The following is a 20,290-nucleotide window of genomic DNA, read 5'->3' as shown; positions in this document are numbered from 1 at the left end:
CATGACACCCTGTTGATAAATCATGTGATAAATTCAGAGGAGGCTCGGACTATGGCTATTATCATGAAATCCAAAGAAGCAGCTGAGCAAGTGTATGCAACGATCCGTTCACAGGTAGAAGAAATGAAGCAGCAAGGACACCGTCCCCATCTGGCGACCCTATTGGTAGAAGGTGATCCGGCATCTGCCTACTATGCCCGGACCAAGCAAAAAATAGCGGAGAAGCTGGGTATCTCATTTCATCTCCATACTTTTGATCGTCATGTTAGCGAAACCGAGCTACTGCACCTGATCGGCAGTCTGAACGATGCATCCCATGTACATGGTATTATGCTGGAACTGCCGCTTCCCCAACATCTTTCCGCCTCCGTTATTAAACAATCCATCGCCCCCTACAAGGATATTGATGGGATTACACCTGATAACAAGCTGGCTACCGTAACAGGTGACGCCGGACTATATCCCGCAACACCTCAAGCCTGTATCGAGCTGCTCAAGCATTACGGTCACACATTGGCAGGCAAAAATGTCACTCTCGTGGGCATCGGACAGACAGTGGGACTTCCCCTTTTCCACATGTTGCAAAGAGAAAATGCCACCGTTACCGCCTGTCATGCAGGAACACGTGATATTGCAGAGCATCTGAGCCATGCAGACATTGCCTTCGTCGCAGTCGGATGCCCTGATGTGATTACACAGGATATGGTTCATCCCGGTCTGATTTTGGTAGATGCGGGAATTAATGAGACGCTAGAGGGAAAAATAGTGGGGGATGCCGCTTTAGACGTTGGGGAAAAGGTCCATGCCATTTCTCCGGTTCCCGGCGGTGTTGGCACCTTAACAACTGCGATTTTATACAAAAATCTGCTCAAAGCAATACATCTGCAACACTACTCCAGAGAGGTGGTCTATTCATGAGTGAACTGTCGTGGAATCATTCCATCGGGCATTTTCTAAAAGAGGCTGCAAGTGCAGCGCCTACCCCCGGTGGAGGAAGTGTATCCGCACTGGCTGCGGCACTAGGTGCGGCTATGACCTCCATGACCGCCAACCTTTCACAAGGAGAAAAATATGCGCATATCCATGAACAAATCACGGACGTCATTAACAGCATGGAAAGATTGTCTACACATTGTGAGGAACTAATGGTCGCAGACATCCAATCCTTTGAACAGTACATGACCGCGCTGCGTTTGCCCAAGGAAACGGACGAAGAAAAGCGCTATCGTACCCATTCCTTACAGACAGCGGTGATCGCTGCCATTGAGGTACCCATGCGCCTGCTGGAAGTATGCCGGGACGGATTGTCGCAAGCCTACAACATTGTGGAAATGTCCAATAAAAATGTGATTTCGGATCTTGGCATCGGCGCGATCCTGTTCGAAGCCGCCGCTCAATCTGCCCTGCTTACCGTCGACATTAACCTTGCTTCGCTGAAAGACTTGGATGTCAAATACTCCTATGAGACCAAGACAGCCGCACTCATCCGTGAAATCGGACAAATCAAAGAACAAACCTTGTTGATGGTGCGCAGTCGAATAGCGAATTAGTCTGCTCATAACCGTGTTTAACCTGTTCCAAAACATTTCTTCAAAAAAATAGCTGATTGGATACAAAAAGAAGATACTATTGAAATTACGACAAAATAGTAAATTAAAAACCAGTCCAAACATGATTCATGTTGGACTGGTTTTTAATGCTATATACTGCGTATAACATGCGAATTCCTATCTGTTTTGAGTAATTCATTACAACGCAGAATCTCACATCTATTGTTTAGCTTTATTCTCTTTTTCTCTTTCGACCAGCATATCCACGATCATATCAATTTGCCCGGTAATAGCGATTGGATCATAGCGATAATACGTATCAAAATCGTTAAAGAACACTCTATTGTTCTTCACCGCTGGAAGATTCCCCCACACAGCGGACGACTTTAGTTGTTTGAGCGCGTCACCCTTTTTCTCGGGGTCATACGTAGTCAGGAACATATAATCTGCGTCATACTGTGGCAATACCTCCATCGAAAGCTGCACCGTTTGTTCCTTGGAGTTCACTGTTTTCTTTGGCATATTCAGTTTAAGCGCATTGTATACAGCTTGGCCGCCGCGACCCGCATTGTCGCCAAAGATCCAAAGTGCGTGCTTGTCCGTCAGCTCATACAGACCGAAAGTTGCCTTTTCGTCAATCACACCTTCAAGACGTGCGCGACCTTCAGCGGCCTTTTTATCAAATGCAGCAATAAATTGCTCGGCCTTCTCCTTTTCCCCAGTGATATCACCGAACAGCTTGACCGTATCATAGATATTAGTCGTCGTACCATACGGAATGTACAGGGTAGGTGCGATTTTAGAAAGAGCCTCATAATTCGTATCCTTCATAACCACGATCAGATCGGGCTTGAGTTCCAGCGTCTTTTCCAAATTGGTCGGATCACCCACCTCTTTGGTTCCTTTTTCCTTCAGCAAATCGGTCAGAAAAGGATTTTGAAATGCAGTCGGCTCCACACCCACCACGTTAGCACCCACGGACAGCAATTCCCCGCCGTAAAAATCCGTTACAATGCGCTGTGGCTTAGCAGGAATTTGAATATCCCCTTTAACCGTTTTAAAGCTTCTAGTCTCTCCAGTAGTAGCCGACTCTTGCTTATCTTCGGAAGATGAAGCCGGATTACTTCCATTATTATTTCCGCCGCAAGCGCTGATGAATACAGACAATACAAGTAACATAGCTGTCATCATAAAATACGATTTTCTTTTCAACTGATTAGCCCCCTATATATTGTGGAGATGATCTCCAATACAGATGATAATGATTATCAATATCGTAAGAAATATATCAAGCGTTGTCCTTGCTGTCAACTAAAAAACGAACTTTGCATCATTTCACTTTAAAAAAAACAAAAGACCTGCCAAAAAATGATGGCCAGGTCTTGTTTCGTGGAGCCGTCTCAAAAACCTACACATTGGGGCTAGGCTGCTGAAGGCTGCTTTCTGATGATCGCTGTTTTGTTTTATATTCTTCTCCCCAATCCTTCATCAGGTTAATAATCGGGATCAGCGTTTTTCCAAATTCAGTTAGAGAGTATTCGACCTTAGGAGGAACCTGTTGGTAGACTTCACGGTGAACGACTCCGTCCTCTTCCAGCTCGCGCAATTGGAGTGTCAGCATACGCTGAGTAATTCCCGGACAGATCCGCCGAAAATCACTAAATCGCTTAGTCCCATACATGAGATGATATAGAATAATCCCTTTCCATTTGCCCCCAATCACGTCCAGCGTGAACTCAACTGGACACGCCTGATCATTTCCAGCGGTACATTCCCCAAAGCCGCCTTTCCGATTGCGCATAGGCTTTTCTCCTCCTTGGTATCATTTTATATACTACAGCACATTAATGTGCGTACTTCAAAAACGATCATGTATATTCTAATATTAAGCATGTCACTTGGTAAGCGTCAATTTTAATCACATCCATAAGGAGTGGAATAACGATGGAAACCTTAACTACTACTAAAGATCAAATCTTATCTGCATACGAGTTCAGACATGCAACGAAGGAATTTGATAGTCATAAGAAAATTAGCGATTCCGATTTTGATTTTATTCTTGAAACCGGTCGTTTATCTCCAAGCTCATTTGGCTTTGAACCTTGGAAATTTGTTGTCGTTCAGAGTAAAGCTATGCGTGAGAAGCTGCTGCCTTACTCTTGGGGGGCGCAAAAACAACTGCCAACAGCCAGCCATTTTGTACTCATCCTCTCTAGACTTCCTGAAGATATGGTAGCCTCCTCCGATTATATCAAGAGTATGATGGAGAACGTACAGCAATTACCCGCTGAAGTGATTCAAGGCAGAGAGAAAGTGTATGATGCCTTTCTAAAATCTGATTTTGGGCTGGAGGAAAATAAAAGAGCCTTGTTCGAGTGGGGCTGCCGACAAACCTACATCGCACTGGGTAACATGATGACTGCCGCAGCTCAAATCGGCATTGATTCCTGTCCTATCGAAGGTTTTAATAAACAGGAAATCGAACGCATCCTCTCCGAAGAAGGCATCATGGATGCCGAGCATTTCGGTATTTCCTGTATGGTGGCATTTGGATACCGTCTGAACGAGCCGCGCGGCAAAACCCGGCGATCTGTAGATCAGGTTATTGAATGGGTGTAAAACCTTTACTCTAAAACAAAGAGGCGTCCCACAGCCATTTCCATGGCTATGGGCGCCCCTTTTTCATAAAATCTCAAGTCTTATAAAAAATCTGTCATTCAAAATCCTTACTGGTAGTTTACTTCTTCTGCAAAGTAAATCTCCTTCAAACGATCCTTTACGCGCTGAATTTCATCTGCTGTTAACGGAGCTGTAGGATGCAGCTTGAAGTTCCTTCCAGTGACATAGCTTACATCCGTGTTCTTATCCAGATTATATGCCATCTTCGGAACCGGACTTCGGGTATAGTCAGTAAAGTCAATAATGGACCATGCTGCATCTCCATCCTCCTTGGATAAAATAATCCGCTGTGAGGCGTTTTCAGTCCACAAGTAACGCAGATTGGCTGGTGAATTATTGGAGTCCATAACTGCCTTAAAGCCTGAGCCTCTAAACATGAGCGAAAACTCCGTATGATCATTACTCAATCCAGCTACCGATTCATAAATCTGTTTCAGCCCGTCCACGCCCACAATCTCAACCTCACGGTCAACAGGGAAGTGATTCACAAAGTTCTCCCATATTTGAGACATGTTATGGTTTTTGGCAAGCCAGTTGACATCCAAAATAATGGACATGTAGTTTACTGTATTCAAACGTTGATACGGGTTATCTAAATACTGCTGCGCTATATACAGTTGTGGTGCCGCATCCGTTTCGGTCACATATGGATCGCCCGGATGGAGAGTCCAGCGTGAGGAATCTTTGGTATAACGTGATCCAATCGGATCAATCGTAATCGAGTTCATAAATACGATACCGCTATTATTTGTAAGCCCCTGTGCCGGAACAATCGGATTATCCTTATGGGACCAGTAAGGCATCAAAGGTGAACCCTCACCATACATGTTGTTCACATTATACTGTGTAGCCGACCAACCCATCGCTGAGGTGATCTTAAAATGATCCTTAAGCCATTGGGCCTGCTCAGGATTCACCGTAAAGCCAGTCAATGATTTAGGCAGATACTTCCGATATTGGTCTGTATCCATGCTTTCAAACACCGAAGGTGACCCTAACGAACCAGATTGGTGCAGCTCATTGAGTGCATTATAACGGTACATATACAACCACTCGTTCATCTGTGCTTCCCATTCAGGGAGACCAAACAGATTATTCGGATACCCATCCAAAATCCCGACTTCATCGCCATACTGATCCACATATTCCAAAACCTTTTTAAGCTGCGGACGATTTGATTCCACAAAAATAAATCTATTTTCCATGGCCCACGTCACTTTTACGTTGGGACCAAAGTGATCCATCAGCAATTGACGTGACTGCTCAATTTGCTCTATCGTGGTCGTACTGCCCGCATCTTTTCCCTGCAGCATCATAGAGATAGCAAAATATTGCTTTTTGCGTGCTCCTGGTACTACAGTTAACTCGGCATCGGATATGAAGTGAATTCCCTGAGAGGGTGACTCAACCTCAATCTTGAATGGAATGACAGAGTTCAATGCAGGTATCAGATGCAGATTGGCAATATGTCCATCCTCGTCAAATATCCCTCTGGAATCTTCAATCCGAAGCTTCAAGTCTGACGGCAATAGACCGGACGGTATGACCTCTCCCTTTGCATTTTGAAATACATAGGGCATGCTCCAGGCATTAGGGTCTAGAGTCGCCCCCTGTGAAATGGAGTACGTCGCCAAGTATACGGACCTGATTACACTCGGTTCCTCTACCGGAGGAGTCTTCCCTTTCACGATCAGCTTGGTCTGTGCTTTAAGCACCTGATGGGGTTTAGCAATGATGACTTCCATCTCTACAGGAATGTAATCATCAGCAGCAGGTATATTTTCGGAATGCGCAATTTTCCCATGTTCATCAAATACACCTAATGTATCACTAAATGTGTAAGTAACACTTGTGACGCTAACATCGGGAATGCTTACCAAGTGCCCTCTATTGTAGAGATCAAAGGACAGCTGATACGAAGGATACGTTTCTGGTTGATTTACCAACTCGGGCGCCTTGATTACGACCTCATCCACTAGAAAATCCGAAGAATGGTCCGGTGGTTCTGACGGAGTCACAGGTGGTGTCACTGGCGATATCACTGGTGGTTTGAGCCCAGGATCTGGTCGTACAACTGGCGGTTCCGGGTTCGGCTCAGTAGGTGTTACCGGAGATACCGGTGGATCGGGCCTTGGACTGTGGCTTTTAGGCTCTTCGATTTCCGGATTCGCACGCTGGTGACTAATTTCTGGCGCCAGGTCGACCACGATCTTCTTCGATTCCGGGTTACTGGCTGGCTGATTCGTCGCTGCAGTTCCATTTCCTAATGACTCCAGCAAACGCTTGGCACGTTCTCTTAGACCGTCGCCACCTAGCCATATCCGATACGCTACCAGTGTAGCATCCTGCCGTCTCACAGACTCTTTGGGATGGAAATAATGGTTCGTGTCCCCCTCGATCAGCTCCAAACGTTCCATCAGCCATACGCTCGTTTGTGCATAGTCTGATACATCAGACTGATCCACAAAACTGGATTTATTGGAAGCACGGGTATCTTCAGTGACACCGAAATACCTGGCATACCACACTGCCATATCCTGACGAGTCATATTGTGTTTTGCACCGAATAACTGATCACTAATTCCTTTGGTAATGTTCTCTGCTTGCAAGGTCTGCACATAGGGTAGAGCCCATGGTGACACATCACTAAAAGGAGCAACGCTTTTGTTAACCGAAGTTCGCTTTAACGTTTTAGCGAAAATACTCGCCCACTCCTGACGCGAAATAAAATGTACAGGTCGAAAACTACCATCCTGATAACCCGTAACATACCCTTGAGCAGCCATGGCTTCAATTGCATCGGCTGCATATGAATGTTCAATATCGTTAAAGGCCCTGTTTGCAAAAACAGGCACAGTATGTATACAGAACAACCAAACAGCCAGTATAGCAGTGATGTACTGCCTAATTTGTTTTAACTTTTTTTCATATTTCATATTATTTTGGATTCTTGCACCTCCTTTACAATATAGCATCAGGTTACTTGCACCTGGACTTCTGTGTGAATTTTGAAAATTATTTCTTTTGTTTTCAAACGAATTTCATTTCAATTAACACCAAACTGTATATACTTGAATTATCGGAATAATATCCCTAGGATTGAATAAAGACAGCAAAAAAAGTAGTTTTAGATTACAGTTCCATCCGTAAAATTGTCATTATTTTAAAGGCATATATCCCGATCTTTTAAAATGGTTTTCATTGGGAATTAACATTTACAGCATTTTTTCAATATTTAATTTCCTAATGCAAGCATCACAATAAAAAAGATAACATCATGTATAAAGCACCCTACACAATGTTATCTCTTCTTTTGTTTTTATTGGCTATCTCCATCATCAGTTGATTCTTTGTTCCCAGTACCCTTAAAAACATAATAATAACCTTCTGAAATCCCATCTTGCGGATAAGCTGTAGGATCTTCGCTGGTTACTTGACCTACAAGCTCCCGATTGTTAAACGTGTGAGGACCTTCCTCTATTAACGCTTCAGCAGACATCCCACTGATAAGTCTTACGGTACTGGACCAGAATGTAACTAAATATATATCGTTAGCATTAAATTGAAAGCGTCCTTCACTGGGTGTCCCCTCATAAAACAGCTCAGACAAAGAAGCCGCTTCTGACCCTCTCATAAAAATTTGAATATCACTAGTTCCATTCCATCTATGAGGAATTCCGCCTCTAGGATTTATATACTCTACAACCTCAGGCTCTTGATCGCGAAGAAAATCAGTAACTGTAAATTTGTACACATCATCCGTTATACTCTCGATTACAACTCCAGTTGTTTTGCCCGTTTTATAGCCGCTGAAATCTCCATACACATTTGGGGTTTGGCTTAAAGCTGCAAAAAACCTTTCCTGATCCATATATTCGACTCTTCCAGGTACTGTAGTCAATCTATATGTCTTGACCTCAGTCCCCTTGTACTTATCCCAAGTATATTCTGTAGCTGCATAAGATACTCCACCGTTCCAGCCCACAGATGCCACCATGAGAATACCTATCATCAATAATAATGGCCATTTTTTCAACAACATACCCTCAACCTCTTTCTCCAAATACACTCAAATCATTATTAGCATTATAGCTTTTCAATAATTCTATTAACAGTTAAATATTAGAAAAATATAAATTCAAATATAAACACTTGGACATGAAACGTATGCGCCTTCTCTCTTGTGGCTTGGTCTGCAGTATTGCTCACAGTAGCATCATACTGGCCTGTCTCGTATTCCGGTTGCAGATTCACCTTCACTTTGCTTCTTGAAGTCACCGCATGCGCTCTTTACCTATTAGCGCCTCACTTTAATATTTGCTGTAGTTGTTATGATCTCTTCCTTTTTATCACTCGCATACCCAGACACCTACGAGGACTTATACAAAGTCTCACAATTTTTTCTAGGGTTTATATTTTTATTTTCTGGAATTGCAGAGCTTAAGGCTAACCGAAAGAGTATAGCAATAATCAACTTCTCCATTTTCGTTCTCACTTTTTTTGTATTTGTATTTACACTTGTAGTGCGAACAGGATAACCACACGGTTCTATACCTCAGTAACAACCCTTCCGTAGCCCCTCCCTCGTCATGTAAAAGAAAAGCCGAGCGAACTCAGGATCATCTGAATTGCGCTCGGCAAGTGTTACGTATTTAGCAATCTTTTAGTTTTCCTCTAATTCTTCAATTCTCTGCCGCTTTCCTATACCAAAGACAAAATATCCAACAACGACGATCGCCATGAATGTTGCTCCGACAATCAACGACAAGCGTGTGTCTGGATTAAACCACATTCCAACGATCACAAGCAACAAAAAGACAATGGTGATGTAATTACTGATCGGAAAAAAACGAGACTTAAAGGTGTGATCCTTCATTTCGTCCTTCCACTTTTTCCTGAATTTAAATTGACTGATGGCTAATGCAAACCACGGTACCATGCCTGGAAGAACACTGGCGCTGTAAATATACAGAAACAGTTTGGAATCAGGCATTAAATAGTTAAATAACACCCCTACCAGCAGCAAGGAAATGGTCGTTATTATACTATTTCTAGGGACGCCGCTTGGAGAAACTTTCCCAAAGAACTTAGGAGCTTGTCCGTTCTTAGCCAGTGTATATAACATTCTGCCCGCACTGTAAATACCACTGTTACATCCAGACATCGCAGCTGTAAGTACAACAAAGTTAATGATACCCGCGGCAGCCACAATTCCTACCTTGGCAAAAGTCAGAACAAATGGGCTGCCGATCTCGCCTATTTGGTTCCAAGGATAAATCGTAACAATGACAAAGATTGCACCCACGTAGAAAATCAAAATACGCCAGATGATGTTTTTAATGGCTTTTCGCAGTGTCATCTTCGGATTTTCAGCTTCACCTGCCGTAATACCTACCATCTCTATCCCTTGGTAAGCCGCTGTTACAATGCAGAGTGCAAATAGAAACCCTTTCAAACCACCTGCAAAGAAGCCTCCCTGGCTGTACAGATTGGATAGACCTATCGGTTGTCCACCATTACCGAGTCCAAAGAAGATCATCCCTGTACCCACTACTAGCATGAAGATAATGGCGACAATTTTAATCATCGCAAACCAAAACTCAAATTCCCCATAAAATTTCACAGCCGCCAAATTGGCCAATGCAATAATAATTACACCTGCCAAAGCCGGCAACCATTGCGGGATATCTGGGAACCAGTAGCCCACATATACCCCAATCGCAGTGACTTCTGCCATCCCTACGGTAACCCATAAAAACCAATAGCTCCAGGCGGTCAAGAAACCGGCTAAAGGGCTGATATATTTATGAGCAAATGTAGCGAATGAGCCTGTCACCGGTTCAAGAATCAGCATTTCCCCCATGATCCGCATGACAAAAAACATAATAATCCCAGCTAAGAGATAAGCCAACAGCACTGAGGGACCTGCCCATTTTATCGTACTTGCTGACCCCATAAACAAACCGACGCCAATCGTACCTCCAAGCGCAATCAACTCAACGTGCCGTGGCTTTAGCCCTCTCGTTAATTGTTTCGATTCCAAAAGAACGCTCCCCTTCGTATATGTTCATCATCAAACGCTAATGATCCGGAAAACTGTCCTCAAACATTATTAATTTTTCAGACTGACGTGGTCGTGAGTGAACGACTACAAAGTAGTTCCACGATTCGTAAATATACAAGGAAACCACGTCCTATTTACCGTCCAAACCTTACTGTTTCTAAGACCGAGTCCGTAGCATTAGATGCATTGTATGACAAAAAACGCCTAAATACAACTGCTAATTAGCAGACATTTTTAGGCATGAAATGGAAAGGAAGGCTATTCATATTTTCTGAACAATGGTCAATTTAATGCAATGCATTAGAGTGCTAAACATACATATTTTTTCAATGATAAATATCACGATATTAAGCCTATTTGAAATCTGTATTCAAATACAGTGGAAAACATGAAATCCGAATGAAAGAGCAACATTTCAAACATTGCCTTGTGATATAACTAGGCATGAATTCCAAACAAGGAGATGAAGATCAGAGTTTTGAACCCACTTATTCAATGATGAATGAATATGTATTTATTTGAGATTTTTTATAAAATTTTTTTGATCCTTGGTAAACATATAGCCACGTCGTTCGTAGAACCTGTGAGCCTGTATCCGACTTGGATGAGATAACAGTTTGATCCCGGAAAATCCATGGGACTTCCCCCACTGTTCAAATTTCCTAAACATTTTTTTCTTTCACTTTTAAAATGCCTCCTTTTTTCATCATACGATGCTTGATGTTGAATCATTAATCCTCGCAATCATACCCGTTAAAACACTTCAGCATCTCGATGAACGCTTCAAGTTTAGAATCCTCCCATGTTGAAATTCGTTGATAAAACTCTTTTTCTTTTTCTTTTAAAGCTTCCAAGGCTTTTTCACGACCATTGGCTGTCAGGGATATCAACACTCCCCGACGATCCTCAGGATGAGTTTCACTTTTTACATAATCCAAGTGTTTAAGCTGAGTAACAAGCCGACTAACAGAGCTTCGATCCATAGCGGTGGATTCCGCCAAAAATGTAGCGCTTGCCGGACCGTATGACAGGAGACAACGTACAATCAGAAAAGCTGCAGGTTGTAATGATGGATCGAAAAGTGCCGCAGTTTTTACATTGAGTGCATGCGATGCGCTTATAAGTGCATTAAGTTGTTCACCCAGATTCAGTTCTAATTGCTCTCTTGTAGAATCTGGATGTTGAGTTTTATTATCCATATGTCTCCACCTTATTTGAATGAGTTCGAATATATATTTGACATATATCAATCAAAATACATATACTTGATATATATCAATCATATTTTCAACTTTGGTAAGTGTCAAGCAGAAGATCTACATTATAAAGCATCCACAACCGTAAAGCGTAGACATGAATATGGATGTAATTGGATCGAGAATTTGGAGGATGATCTATATGTCGACATACCCGATTATTGTAATCACTGGTGCTACTAACGGTCTTGGACAATGGGTAGCAATTGAATTAGCCAAACGTGGGGCACATCTAGTCTTAACAGCCAGAAATGAAAAACGTGCTGAAATGACTAAAAATGTTTTAAAAGATCTGGCGCCAAGTACAAAGGTAGACTTTTTTTTCGGGGACCTGTCTCTTATGAAAGATGTCAAACGTATGGGAGATGAAATTAAAGCTAATTATCCAAAGATTGATGTATTAGTGAACAATGCTGGATTACATGGATTTGAACAGCGAATAACCTCAGAGGGTTTGGCAGAAATGATAGCCGTAAACTATCTTGCCCCATGGCTGTTAACGCATACACTACTCAAGTCACTCATGGAATCCACAAATGCTAGGATCGTCAATGTGGCTTCTGAAGCATCACGCAACCATGGTGAATTAAAATTACCGGAGGATTTAACAGATACATCTGCATTTACCGCAAGAGGTTCATCTAAGATATACGGAAAGACCAAGCTTCTTAATATCATGTTTACAGAAGAACTTGGACGTCAACTGGATGGAACTGGAATCGTAGTTAACGCACTTAATCCAGGCTTTAACGTTACCGGCCTTGGCCGTGAGTTAGGATTTTCTTCGATACTTGCAAAAATATTGAACGCTTTGCATATCGGAGACCCACGGAAAGGAGCAGACATCATTATTCGTTTAGCAACAGAATCCCAATATCAAGAAGTGACAGGCGGATATTTTAATGTTGGTACTGGTAAGCCGATTGTGCCGACATATCCTGGTGGGGATATCAAGATGCAACGCCTACTTTGGAGTACTACAACCGAATTATTACGGCAAAAAGGCGTTATGGAATGAAATAGAATCTAATATCGAACAATGCTCCTCCAACTACGAATGGTTCATTTTGTAAACTAAATCTCTCTTTTAACCGATAAATACATATGTTGGTTCTGTACTTAAATATCTCCTCTCATCTTTACATATTCAAGTACAAACGCGTATTTTTCCTAAAAGGGGGCTTTCTATGAACTATCTAGACGAGCATATACTTAGCCTCAAAGCTAAAATGGTGGATCAGAAGACAGCTAATAACGATAATGTGAAATCCATCCCAGCTCAAACTCAGAAATCGGAACAGGACGGTTCCATGTTTGAAGAAACAAAGCTACTTCATGTTGAAAATGATTATCTCACGTTGGAGCCCATTACAATACTACACGGAGAGATTGGTTTCTACATCCCCAAGTCCTTTACTCCTATGCCAATGGAGCAAGCTATAATCAAATATCCTTCAGAGCATCGACCAAAGGTCATTTATACCTCATCTGAGGAGACCATCAATATCACTTTTAATCCTACAGATACCGCTCTGGAAGCGGAAGAACTGCCCGATTTTGTAGAGCAAATGGCGGATATTCTACGGTCTGTACAACCGATTCGCAACTGGTTAGGTACCGAAATGGTCACCAACTGTTCCGGACTTTCAGTTGGACAGATTCGTTTTGTGGCGGCGGGGATCGACGGTAATCTATACAACGAAATGCTGCTCTTTATCCACAATGGACGAGTTGTCATAGGTTCCTTTAGCTGTCTGGAGGCAGATCTCGAAGTCTGGTTACCTGTAGCAGAATACTGGGTTCAATCCCTTTCTGTCCTTCCACCCTCCGCCTATTCTACAAATGAGAAAGGAATGACTACACCATGAGTCTGGGATACGATCAAATTCAAATTCACCCTTATGAACAAATTGATCTAGAAGAGCTCACCTTAACGAAAAAAGTTAACGAGCATACTCGGCTTTATTTTACAGGTGTTATCCCCGAAGACTTGCAAGACAGTTACGTGGAAACGACAGAAAAAAATACCATCATTGAAGTCAGCCAACAAGATGAATCTGGCGCAAGCAAGCCGCTATTTAGTGGGATTGCCCTCTCGGTCGAGGTAAAAGTCGTGCGAGGTGTGTACTATCTGGAGGTGGAGGCTATTTCCCATACGTACCGGATGGACATAAAGCAGCGTACTCGTTCTTTTCAATATACGAAAATGACGATTCCCCAAATGCTGGAGCACATTGGTAAGGACTATGAAGGACTGGATGTGATCGACGGAGCTACTGGAGGAGAAGCCATCGGGCGGCTTGCCATTCAGTATCAGGAGACAGACTGGGCATTTTTAAGACGCATAGCTTCACGTTATCATACGAGTCTGATGCCTGTAGCCCGTTTTGACAGTCCCAAATTTTATTTTGGTATTGAGGACAGCCCTGCACAGGCGATACTGGATCATACCCGTTATACCGTACGTAAGCAATTGCTTCCTTTTCGTTATTTTCAGGAGAATGAACAGACCAAACTCAGTGAACATGATTTTATTTTTTATGAGGTAGAAACGGATGAGGTACTCGACTTGGGCGCTCAGTTGAATTTTCAGGGGCATAACCTGTATGTGATGGAAGCCTACACCGCCATGAGCCAAGGACTGCTGCGGCATCAGTATGTGTTAGGTTCTTACCAGGGATTTCGGCAAAAAAGCTACTACCAGGATAAGCTGGCAGGAGCTTCATTAAGCGGTATTGTGCTGGACGTACGTCAGGATCAATTGCGCATTCATCTGGATTGTGATGAACAACAGGACACTAACCAAGCACACTGGTTCAACTATTCTACCGTGTACAGTGGCGGTGGTCATACCGGTTGGTACGTCATGCCAGAAAAAGGCGATTCAGTTTCCCTCTATTTCCCCGGTAGTCGGGAAGAAGACGGCGTAGCAGGTAGTGCCGTGAGACGGGCAGATCGCAAGAGTACGCATAACCATTTTTCCAATCCGCAAATGAAAATATGGCGTACCCCGCATGGCAAGGAAATTCGGCTAGGACCGGATGAACTGGTCGTTACAGGTAAGGACGGCGCCATTTATATCAAACTGGACGATAAAGAAGGTATTCATATTGCGAGCAGCAAACAGGTGAATATTACGGCGGGAGGCAATCTCAGCCTATCTGCGGGGAAGACAATGAGCCTGTCCGCAGGTAGTCAGCTCCGTATGGATTGTAATGGCAGTCATATCGAATTAAGTGGGTCGGCAGACATGAAAGGCAGCGAAGTGAAGTCAAATTAAGGATGATTTGAAATGGAAAAGCAAACAGATGTGTTAGATCAGCAACAAGCGGCTCTTCATCAAGCTTGGTCTTTCATCCGCAAAGAATGGGCATTGAAATGTAAATCAACACAAACACAAAGATTACAGCATATAGTAGAACATTTTCGCGCCTTTTGTGAGCTGGTTCGGCAAAAACAACTCACCGGTCGTAAAGGTCATATTGGTTACATCACCTACTCTATGCTGCGCACCACATGGCTTGAACAGAAGCCCGTTTATCTTGTTGAAGCTACGGATGCCTTATGGATGCTTGATGCTGAGCCCGTTCAGTTGGAGTACGATGCAAGTTGGATTTTTCTCTATTGGACTCAATTACGTGAACAGCTTGGGGCTGAAACCTTGAAGCAGCAAGTCTTCCTTTCCGAACTTGAATTGGAACAGATCATGCTGAAAGCAGCGGGATATCTTCATACGATGATCGTTAGTCTGGTTCGTCAGGCTATGAAGCAAGCAGTCGACCTACCAGAGTTTAAGGCGTTGGATCGTGAAGAAGCTTTTGAGATTCGCGTCGGAGAGTATATGGATCATAGTGTCTCCGTGTATCGGGAAGATCGGAGACCCATGGATGCAAACATAATAAAGTCTTGGCTGGAGGAAAAAGAAGAATCGGCCTACAGCTACCAAACACTGTCTCAAGTTCAACTATCGGATGGAGATTACAGCTCCTTGGATTTTCGCTATACAGTCTTTCGCCAGATCGGGATGCAACAAAGTCGATTGCATCACTGTATCCTCGTAGGCACGGTATGGCAAGAAGCTCAGCTAGATGGAACCGACTTTTCGCACAGCCTGCTTCACGGAGCCGATTTCAGTGGCTGTTCCCTGCAAGAGGCTGTACTGGACGAAGTTATAAGCAATAGTGAATATGGATCGGATGCTTGGCTGGATTGGGAACCGTTAGGATTGGATGGAGTGAATTTTACAAGAGCTAATTTACAGGGAGCTAGTTTTCAACATGCACAGCTTCAAGGAGCTGCTTTCCAAGATGCCGCGCTGCAAAGAGCTTTATTTAACGGCGCGGATCTAACAGGTGCCTGCTTTGTAGGAGCTGATGTTACTGACGCTTCTTTTATAGGTGCATGTTTAGTAAAAGCTAATTTTACAGGAGCAAAACTACACCGGGCAATCTTTACAGATGAACAACTAAGCCAAGCTATTGGCCTTTCTGTTGTAGAAACGCCACTGGCTACACAGGTAACAGATGCAGTGAGTAAAGGGGAGTGGATGTCATGAGGTATTACCGACTCATGGTGGACGAGCGCGTAAAGCATCGGGTGGAGACTGCGCCCCTAGCTCCCTTGCAGGTGGAAGATATCCTTTCGGGTCATACCATTCAGACAGAGGACACTCCCCTATTTTTAGCAGTACATACAGATCCACGAACCGTATATCCGGATTTTCTGGAGTTCCCTTTGCCGCTGGTTTCAGACTCCATGAAAGCCCTGTTGGAAAAATACATGCCAGAGCTGGAATGGAAGGCCGCTATACTTACCGATTTTCAGAAAGCCAGGCAGGATGTGTACTGGGTACTGCGTCCACCTGTGGTGGATTGTCTTTCCTCACAAACCGAGTGGTATCCCGACCATACCTTGAAGCAACTGGTACTTAAGTACGGGAAAATCGAACCGTCTATATTTCGGATCGCCGGCTTGTTGGAAGCACATGTCTATATCAATCTCGCGGTAGCGGAAAGTCTGCTGCGTCGTCCATTTACAGGTGTTCGTGTGCAAAAAGTGGAGATGGCCACAAAGGAGGAATAATCCGTATGGAAGAAGCAAGTGTGCAGCCTGGAACAGGTGCGAAAAAAAGCTACGTCGTGGCAGGTGCGATTTTAAGCTGTAGTTACGGTACACAGCCTACGCGTTTGAAGCGCCCTTTTAGCCATGGGGTGTATGTTAAAAATAAAGCACAAATGAATATTGGAGATTATGTACCTGGAGTGAACATAAAATCTTTTGGGAATTGCTCCAGTCCGCTGAATCCGGCTGTGCAAGCCAGTGAGATGGTTGATATTTATGGAGTGAAAAAGGCTCCGTGTATTCCTGTCCTTACGATGCCTTGGTTGAACGGAAAAAGCGACATGCGCATCGAAGGCCAGCCTGCTCTTACGCAGAACTGTACGCATCAATGTCTTTATTGCGGGCACATACAGATCGAAAATGACGGTCAGGAGCTGGATTAATCAGTTGCAACCTACCTCTAAAAAAACAAAATGCGCTGGTGAGAGAATGGCCATCTTCTCCACCAACGCATGATATAGATTATCTTCAAATCGTTCGCTCTGCATCAGGTACCACAAAAGGTTCGGTAAGGACAGGTGGATTCCTCAGGCAATGTAGAGTACATTTCCTGTTCGGTAGAGTAGGCATAAGGGTTCGAAAGAACTTCAAGAAGCTGTTCCATCACACGGTAGTCTTCTCGTTCCACCGCAGCTTCTAGTGCTTCTTCTACCCGGTGGTTGCGCGGGATGATTGCAGGATTACTGCTACCCATCAGCTGACGCGAGGAGGCTTGTGATTCCTGCTGTCTGCCTAGCCTCGCCTGCCACTGCTCTTGCCACTGGGTGAATTCCGCAGTGCTGAACAGAACCGTATCCTCCAGCTTGTTCAAAGTTAGGGCACGGAAGGTATTGGTGTAGTCGGCACGATGCTTCTGCATGATACTCAGAAGCTCCTCAATAAGAGATTCATCCTCCTGCTCTTCGTTAAAGATCCCCAGCTTCGCCCGCATTCCTGCAAGCCAATGATGGTGAAACATTTTTACAAAATCTGAAATTGCATCCTCAGCCAGTGTGACAGCCTGCTCCCTGTTGTCATGCAGCAGTGGCAAGAGCGTCTCAGCAAATCTCGCGAGATTCCACGCAGCAATATGCGGCTGATTGGCATAAGCATAGCGTCCCTGCCTGTCGATGGAACTGAACACCGTCTCAGGATCATAGGTATCCATGAAGGCGCAAGGACCATAATCAATGGTTTCTCCGCTAAGGGTCATATTGTCGGTGTTCATCACCCCATGAATAAAACCAACTAGCTGCCATTTGGCAATCAGCTCGGCTTGACGCTTAATCACTTCCTGAAGCAGTGAAAGGTAACGGTTTTCGTCATTGGCAACTTCCGGGTAGTGTCTTTCCAAGGTATAATCAGCCAGAGCACGGAGATCTTGGGACGTGCCCCATGCTGAGACGTATTGAAAGGTTCCGACGCGAAGATGACTGGCAGCCACACGGGTCAGAATGGCTCCGGGCTGCTCGGTTTCCCGGATGATCGACTCACCCGTGGATACCACCGCCAAGCTGCGGGTGGTAGCAATATCCAGCGCATGCATCGCCTCACTGATGATGTATTCGCGAAGCATCGGACCAAGTGCCGCACGGCCGTCACCACCACGGGAGTATGGCGTTCTGCCTGAGCCCTTGAGCTGAATATCAACCCGTTCACCCAAGGGAGTGATCTGTTCGCCAAGCAGCAGAGCACGACCGTCTCCTAACATGTTAAAATGCCCGAATTGATGCCCTGCGTAAGCTTGAGCAAGAGGTGCGGCTCCTTCTGGAACCTGGTTACCGGCCAGCTCCGCTACGCCATCATTGCTTTGCAGCGCCGTACCGTTCAACCCCAGTGATGCTGCCAACGGATGATTAAGTATAATCAGCTTGGGTGAGCGGACAGGAGTCAGTTTAAGCTTTGTAAACAATGATTCCGGCAAACGAGAATAACTGTTGTCGAAGTTCCACCCTATTTGATCTGCTATTTCTTTTTTCTCCGTCATAGTGTCTCCTTTTCTGCTGCGTATCTTAGGTTTTCCCATTTTAGTTTTTACTTCTGTCCATTTATTATCCAATTATGAAACATGGAACATGCTTTTTTTATTATAATCGATTATCAAACATTAATTGTATTTGAATACCGAACGGGTCTTCAATAATACCGTAGGCTTGGCTAAACACATTATTAGATAAATGCACAATAATTTTCACACGATCATCTGTAATTAAGCTATTATAAAAACGTTTAATTTCTTCTAGGTCAGCACTTTGAATACATAATGAAGTATTATTCCCTACTGTATATTCTTCACTGGGATTCATTGTATCTTCTGCTATCATTACCTTTGTTTTTCCGATTGCTAAGACTGAATGAGAAATATAATTTTTATTTTCATCAGTAAGCTGTATGGAGCTGTCACGTTGGGCCATGTCTTGATAGGTAACAAGAAACAATTCCTCTGCGTTGAAGTGTTTTTTGTAGAAATGTATAGCTTCTTTTGCCTTTCCGTTCATGGATAAGAAAATAGCTACTTCTAATGTTGTACTCATGGTATCAATCTCCTTTTATATGTGTAGATATCTTATGAATTTGATATATTCCCTTGAACTTATTATCATATAAAAAGGTATCAAAATATGACACCTTTATAAGGAGATTTAGATGAAGAAATCAGAAAGATTAAATGATATGATCAGATACTTAAACAGTCGAGAATTTTTTAATTTAAATGACCTAATGGATAAATACCATATCTCAAAAAGTACAGCTCTACGTGATATTAGTTCATTGGAACAATTAGGTATGCCTATTTTTTCGGAACATGGCAGACATGGACGATATGGTATCCTAAAAAATAGATTGTTATCCCCCATTATTTTTACGATGGATGAAGTGTATGCTCTGTACTTTGCAATGTTGACGTTAGAAGCTTATCAATCAACCCCCTTTCACTTAAGTGTTAATCAACTCAATGAAAAGTTTGAACACTGTCTTTCTAAAATACAAATAAACCAGATTCATAAAATGAAAAAGGTTCTACAATTTGAAATATATCAGCATAATCATGTTAGTCGCTATTTAGATAAAATTCTAACAAGCATTCTTAATGAGAGTACGTGTAAAGTTAAATATGTAAAAAATAATCAGAACAAAAGTTACTATGTTCAATTTTTCAAAATTTCCGCTAAGTTTGGTCAATGGTATGCTACTGGAATAGAGTTACATACGAATAAATATAGAGTTTTCAGATGTGATCGAATCACCTTTGTAGAAGAAGAGGAGAACAATTCTCGCTTTTCTATAGATGAACTCCTTAATCGTTCATTGGAAATGTATCAAACTGAGAAGAGCATTGACTTTGAAGTAGAGATTGTAGAACAAGCCAAGGATATTTTTTATAAAGAACATTATCCTTCTATGAAAATAGAAAATGGTGATAAGACAGTCATTAAGGGATTTTATAATCCTGGAGAAGAGGAGTTTATCGCTCATTATTTTATGAGATATGGTCATTATGTACGATCAGTGAAGCCAGAATCTTTAAAACAGATTATTAAAGATAGAGTTGAGCACCTATTAAACCACTATCAAAAATTATAAGATCATCGAAGGTTTGTTCAACATTTCCTCTACATTTTAGCAAGGAAAAAAAGGCT

Annotated in this window: 19 protein-coding genes and 1 pseudogene; 10 read left to right on the top strand and 10 right to left on the bottom strand. The window is 43.0% G+C overall.

Going from position 1 to position 20,290, the window contains the following annotated elements:
- Nucleotides 1-51 precede the first annotated feature (51 nt).
- Both ACWGXJ_RS04815 and ACWGXJ_RS04810 read left to right on the top strand, forming a co-directional pair.
- Nucleotides 52-918 (top strand): bifunctional 5,10-methylenetetrahydrofolate dehydrogenase/5,10-methenyltetrahydrofolate cyclohydrolase, encoded by an 867-nt coding sequence (locus tag ACWGXJ_RS04815; protein WP_029517626.1) that lies wholly within the window; start codon nt 52-54, stop codon nt 916-918.
- Nucleotides 915-1,550: a cyclodeaminase/cyclohydrolase family protein gene (locus ACWGXJ_RS04810; RefSeq protein WP_254327176.1), complete on the top strand. Its 636-nt coding sequence runs from the start codon at nt 915-917 to the stop codon at nt 1,548-1,550. The genes ACWGXJ_RS04815 and ACWGXJ_RS04810 overlap by 4 nt, the downstream gene beginning before the upstream one ends.
- A 219-nt stretch (nt 1,551-1,769) precedes the next feature.
- Here the strand turns inward: ACWGXJ_RS04810 and ACWGXJ_RS04805 are convergent, their stop codons facing one another.
- Nucleotides 1,770-2,762, bottom strand: a complete 993-nt coding sequence (locus tag ACWGXJ_RS04805; RefSeq protein WP_322174346.1) for an ABC transporter substrate-binding protein — start codon at nt 2,760-2,762, stop codon at nt 1,770-1,772.
- Between the two features lie 196 nt (nt 2,763-2,958).
- Nucleotides 2,959-3,351 (bottom strand): winged helix-turn-helix transcriptional regulator, encoded by a 393-nt coding sequence (locus ACWGXJ_RS04800; protein ID WP_165179453.1) that lies wholly within the window; start codon nt 3,349-3,351, stop codon nt 2,959-2,961.
- 143 nt (nt 3,352-3,494) lie between these two features.
- Between ACWGXJ_RS04800 and ACWGXJ_RS04795 the strand changes: the two genes are divergently transcribed.
- Nucleotides 3,495-4,169, top strand: a complete 675-nt coding sequence (locus ACWGXJ_RS04795) for an NAD(P)H-dependent oxidoreductase (RefSeq protein ID WP_061831600.1) — start codon at nt 3,495-3,497, stop codon at nt 4,167-4,169.
- Nucleotides 4,170-4,276: 107 nt separating this feature from the next.
- On the opposite strand, the gene ACWGXJ_RS04790 is transcribed toward ACWGXJ_RS04795, so the two are convergent.
- The 6 genes and pseudogenes from ACWGXJ_RS04790 to ACWGXJ_RS04765 form a co-directional block, all read right to left on the bottom strand.
- Entirely contained in the window at nt 4,277-7,165 is a 2,889-nt protein-coding gene (locus ACWGXJ_RS04790) for an S-layer homology domain-containing protein (protein WP_452566306.1), read from the bottom strand.
- 383 nt (nt 7,166-7,548) lie between these two features.
- Nucleotides 7,549-8,271, bottom strand: a complete 723-nt coding sequence (locus ACWGXJ_RS04785) for a hypothetical protein (protein ID WP_452566305.1) — start codon at nt 8,269-8,271, stop codon at nt 7,549-7,551.
- Between the two features lie 80 nt (nt 8,272-8,351).
- The gene (locus ACWGXJ_RS04780; protein ID WP_452566304.1) at nt 8,352-8,507 is read right to left on the bottom strand and encodes a hypothetical protein; all 156 of its coding nucleotides are present in this window, start codon (nt 8,505-8,507) and stop codon (nt 8,352-8,354) included.
- A gap of 385 nt (nt 8,508-8,892) precedes the next feature.
- On the bottom strand, nt 8,893-10,272 hold the full coding sequence (locus ACWGXJ_RS04775) for an amino acid permease (RefSeq protein WP_235307357.1): 1,380 nt from the start codon (nt 10,270-10,272) through the stop codon (nt 8,893-8,895).
- 535 nt (nt 10,273-10,807) lie between these two features.
- Nucleotides 10,808-10,951: pseudogene (locus ACWGXJ_RS04770) on the bottom strand (GNAT family N-acetyltransferase); the annotation flags it as partial.
- Nucleotides 10,952-11,024: 73 nt separating this feature from the next.
- The gene (locus ACWGXJ_RS04765) at nt 11,025-11,492 is read right to left on the bottom strand and encodes a MarR family winged helix-turn-helix transcriptional regulator (RefSeq protein ID WP_452566303.1); all 468 of its coding nucleotides are present in this window, start codon (nt 11,490-11,492) and stop codon (nt 11,025-11,027) included.
- A gap of 199 nt (nt 11,493-11,691) precedes the next feature.
- Here ACWGXJ_RS04765 and ACWGXJ_RS04760 point away from each other — a divergent pair, with 199 nt between their 5' ends.
- The 6 genes from ACWGXJ_RS04760 (at nt 11,692) to ACWGXJ_RS04735 (ending at nt 17,053) form a co-directional block, all read left to right on the top strand.
- Nucleotides 11,692-12,567: an SDR family NAD(P)-dependent oxidoreductase gene (locus tag ACWGXJ_RS04760; protein WP_452566302.1), complete on the top strand. Its 876-nt coding sequence runs from the start codon at nt 11,692-11,694 to the stop codon at nt 12,565-12,567.
- Nucleotides 12,568-12,736: 169 nt separating this feature from the next.
- Nucleotides 12,737-13,417 carry a hypothetical protein gene (locus ACWGXJ_RS04755; protein WP_235307355.1) on the top strand — a complete coding sequence of 227 codons (681 nt, stop codon included), beginning with the start codon at nt 12,737-12,739 and terminating at the stop codon, nt 13,415-13,417.
- Nucleotides 13,414-14,829, top strand: coding sequence for a phage baseplate assembly protein V (locus tag ACWGXJ_RS04750; protein ID WP_452566301.1), 1,416 nt, complete (start codon nt 13,414-13,416; stop codon nt 14,827-14,829). Before ACWGXJ_RS04755 ends, ACWGXJ_RS04750 begins: the two co-directional genes overlap by 4 nt.
- 12 nt (nt 14,830-14,841) lie before the next feature.
- A complete protein-coding gene (locus ACWGXJ_RS04745) occupies nt 14,842-16,104 on the top strand; it encodes a pentapeptide repeat-containing protein (RefSeq protein WP_452566300.1) in 1,263 nt (420 codons plus the stop codon).
- The gene (locus ACWGXJ_RS04740) at nt 16,101-16,631 is read left to right on the top strand and encodes a hypothetical protein (RefSeq protein ID WP_452566299.1); all 531 of its coding nucleotides are present in this window, start codon (nt 16,101-16,103) and stop codon (nt 16,629-16,631) included. The genes ACWGXJ_RS04745 and ACWGXJ_RS04740 overlap by 4 nt, the downstream gene beginning before the upstream one ends.
- Nucleotides 16,632-16,636: 5 nt before the next feature.
- The gene (locus ACWGXJ_RS04735; RefSeq protein ID WP_013308879.1) at nt 16,637-17,053 is read left to right on the top strand and encodes a DUF4280 domain-containing protein; all 417 of its coding nucleotides are present in this window, start codon (nt 16,637-16,639) and stop codon (nt 17,051-17,053) included.
- Between the two features lie 104 nt (nt 17,054-17,157).
- Here the strand turns inward: ACWGXJ_RS04735 and ACWGXJ_RS04730 are convergent, their stop codons facing one another.
- Both ACWGXJ_RS04730 and ACWGXJ_RS04725 read right to left on the bottom strand, forming a co-directional pair.
- A complete protein-coding gene (locus tag ACWGXJ_RS04730) occupies nt 17,158-18,636 on the bottom strand; it encodes a protein adenylyltransferase SelO (RefSeq protein ID WP_452566298.1) in 1,479 nt (492 codons plus the stop codon).
- 100 nt (nt 18,637-18,736) lie between these two features.
- On the bottom strand, nt 18,737-19,183 hold the full coding sequence (locus ACWGXJ_RS04725) for a VOC family protein (RefSeq protein WP_452566297.1): 447 nt from the start codon (nt 19,181-19,183) through the stop codon (nt 18,737-18,739).
- Between the two features lie 112 nt (nt 19,184-19,295).
- On the opposite strand from ACWGXJ_RS04725, the gene ACWGXJ_RS04720 reads away from it, so the two are divergent.
- Nucleotides 19,296-20,234: a helix-turn-helix transcriptional regulator gene (locus ACWGXJ_RS04720; protein WP_254351166.1), complete on the top strand. Its 939-nt coding sequence runs from the start codon at nt 19,296-19,298 to the stop codon at nt 20,232-20,234.
- Nucleotides 20,235-20,290 lie beyond the last annotated feature (56 nt).

Source organism: Paenibacillus sp. S33 (assembly GCF_053615415.1).
The sequence above is the reverse complement of the archived record's forward strand: the minus strand, read 5'-3'. Positions and strand labels throughout refer to the sequence as shown.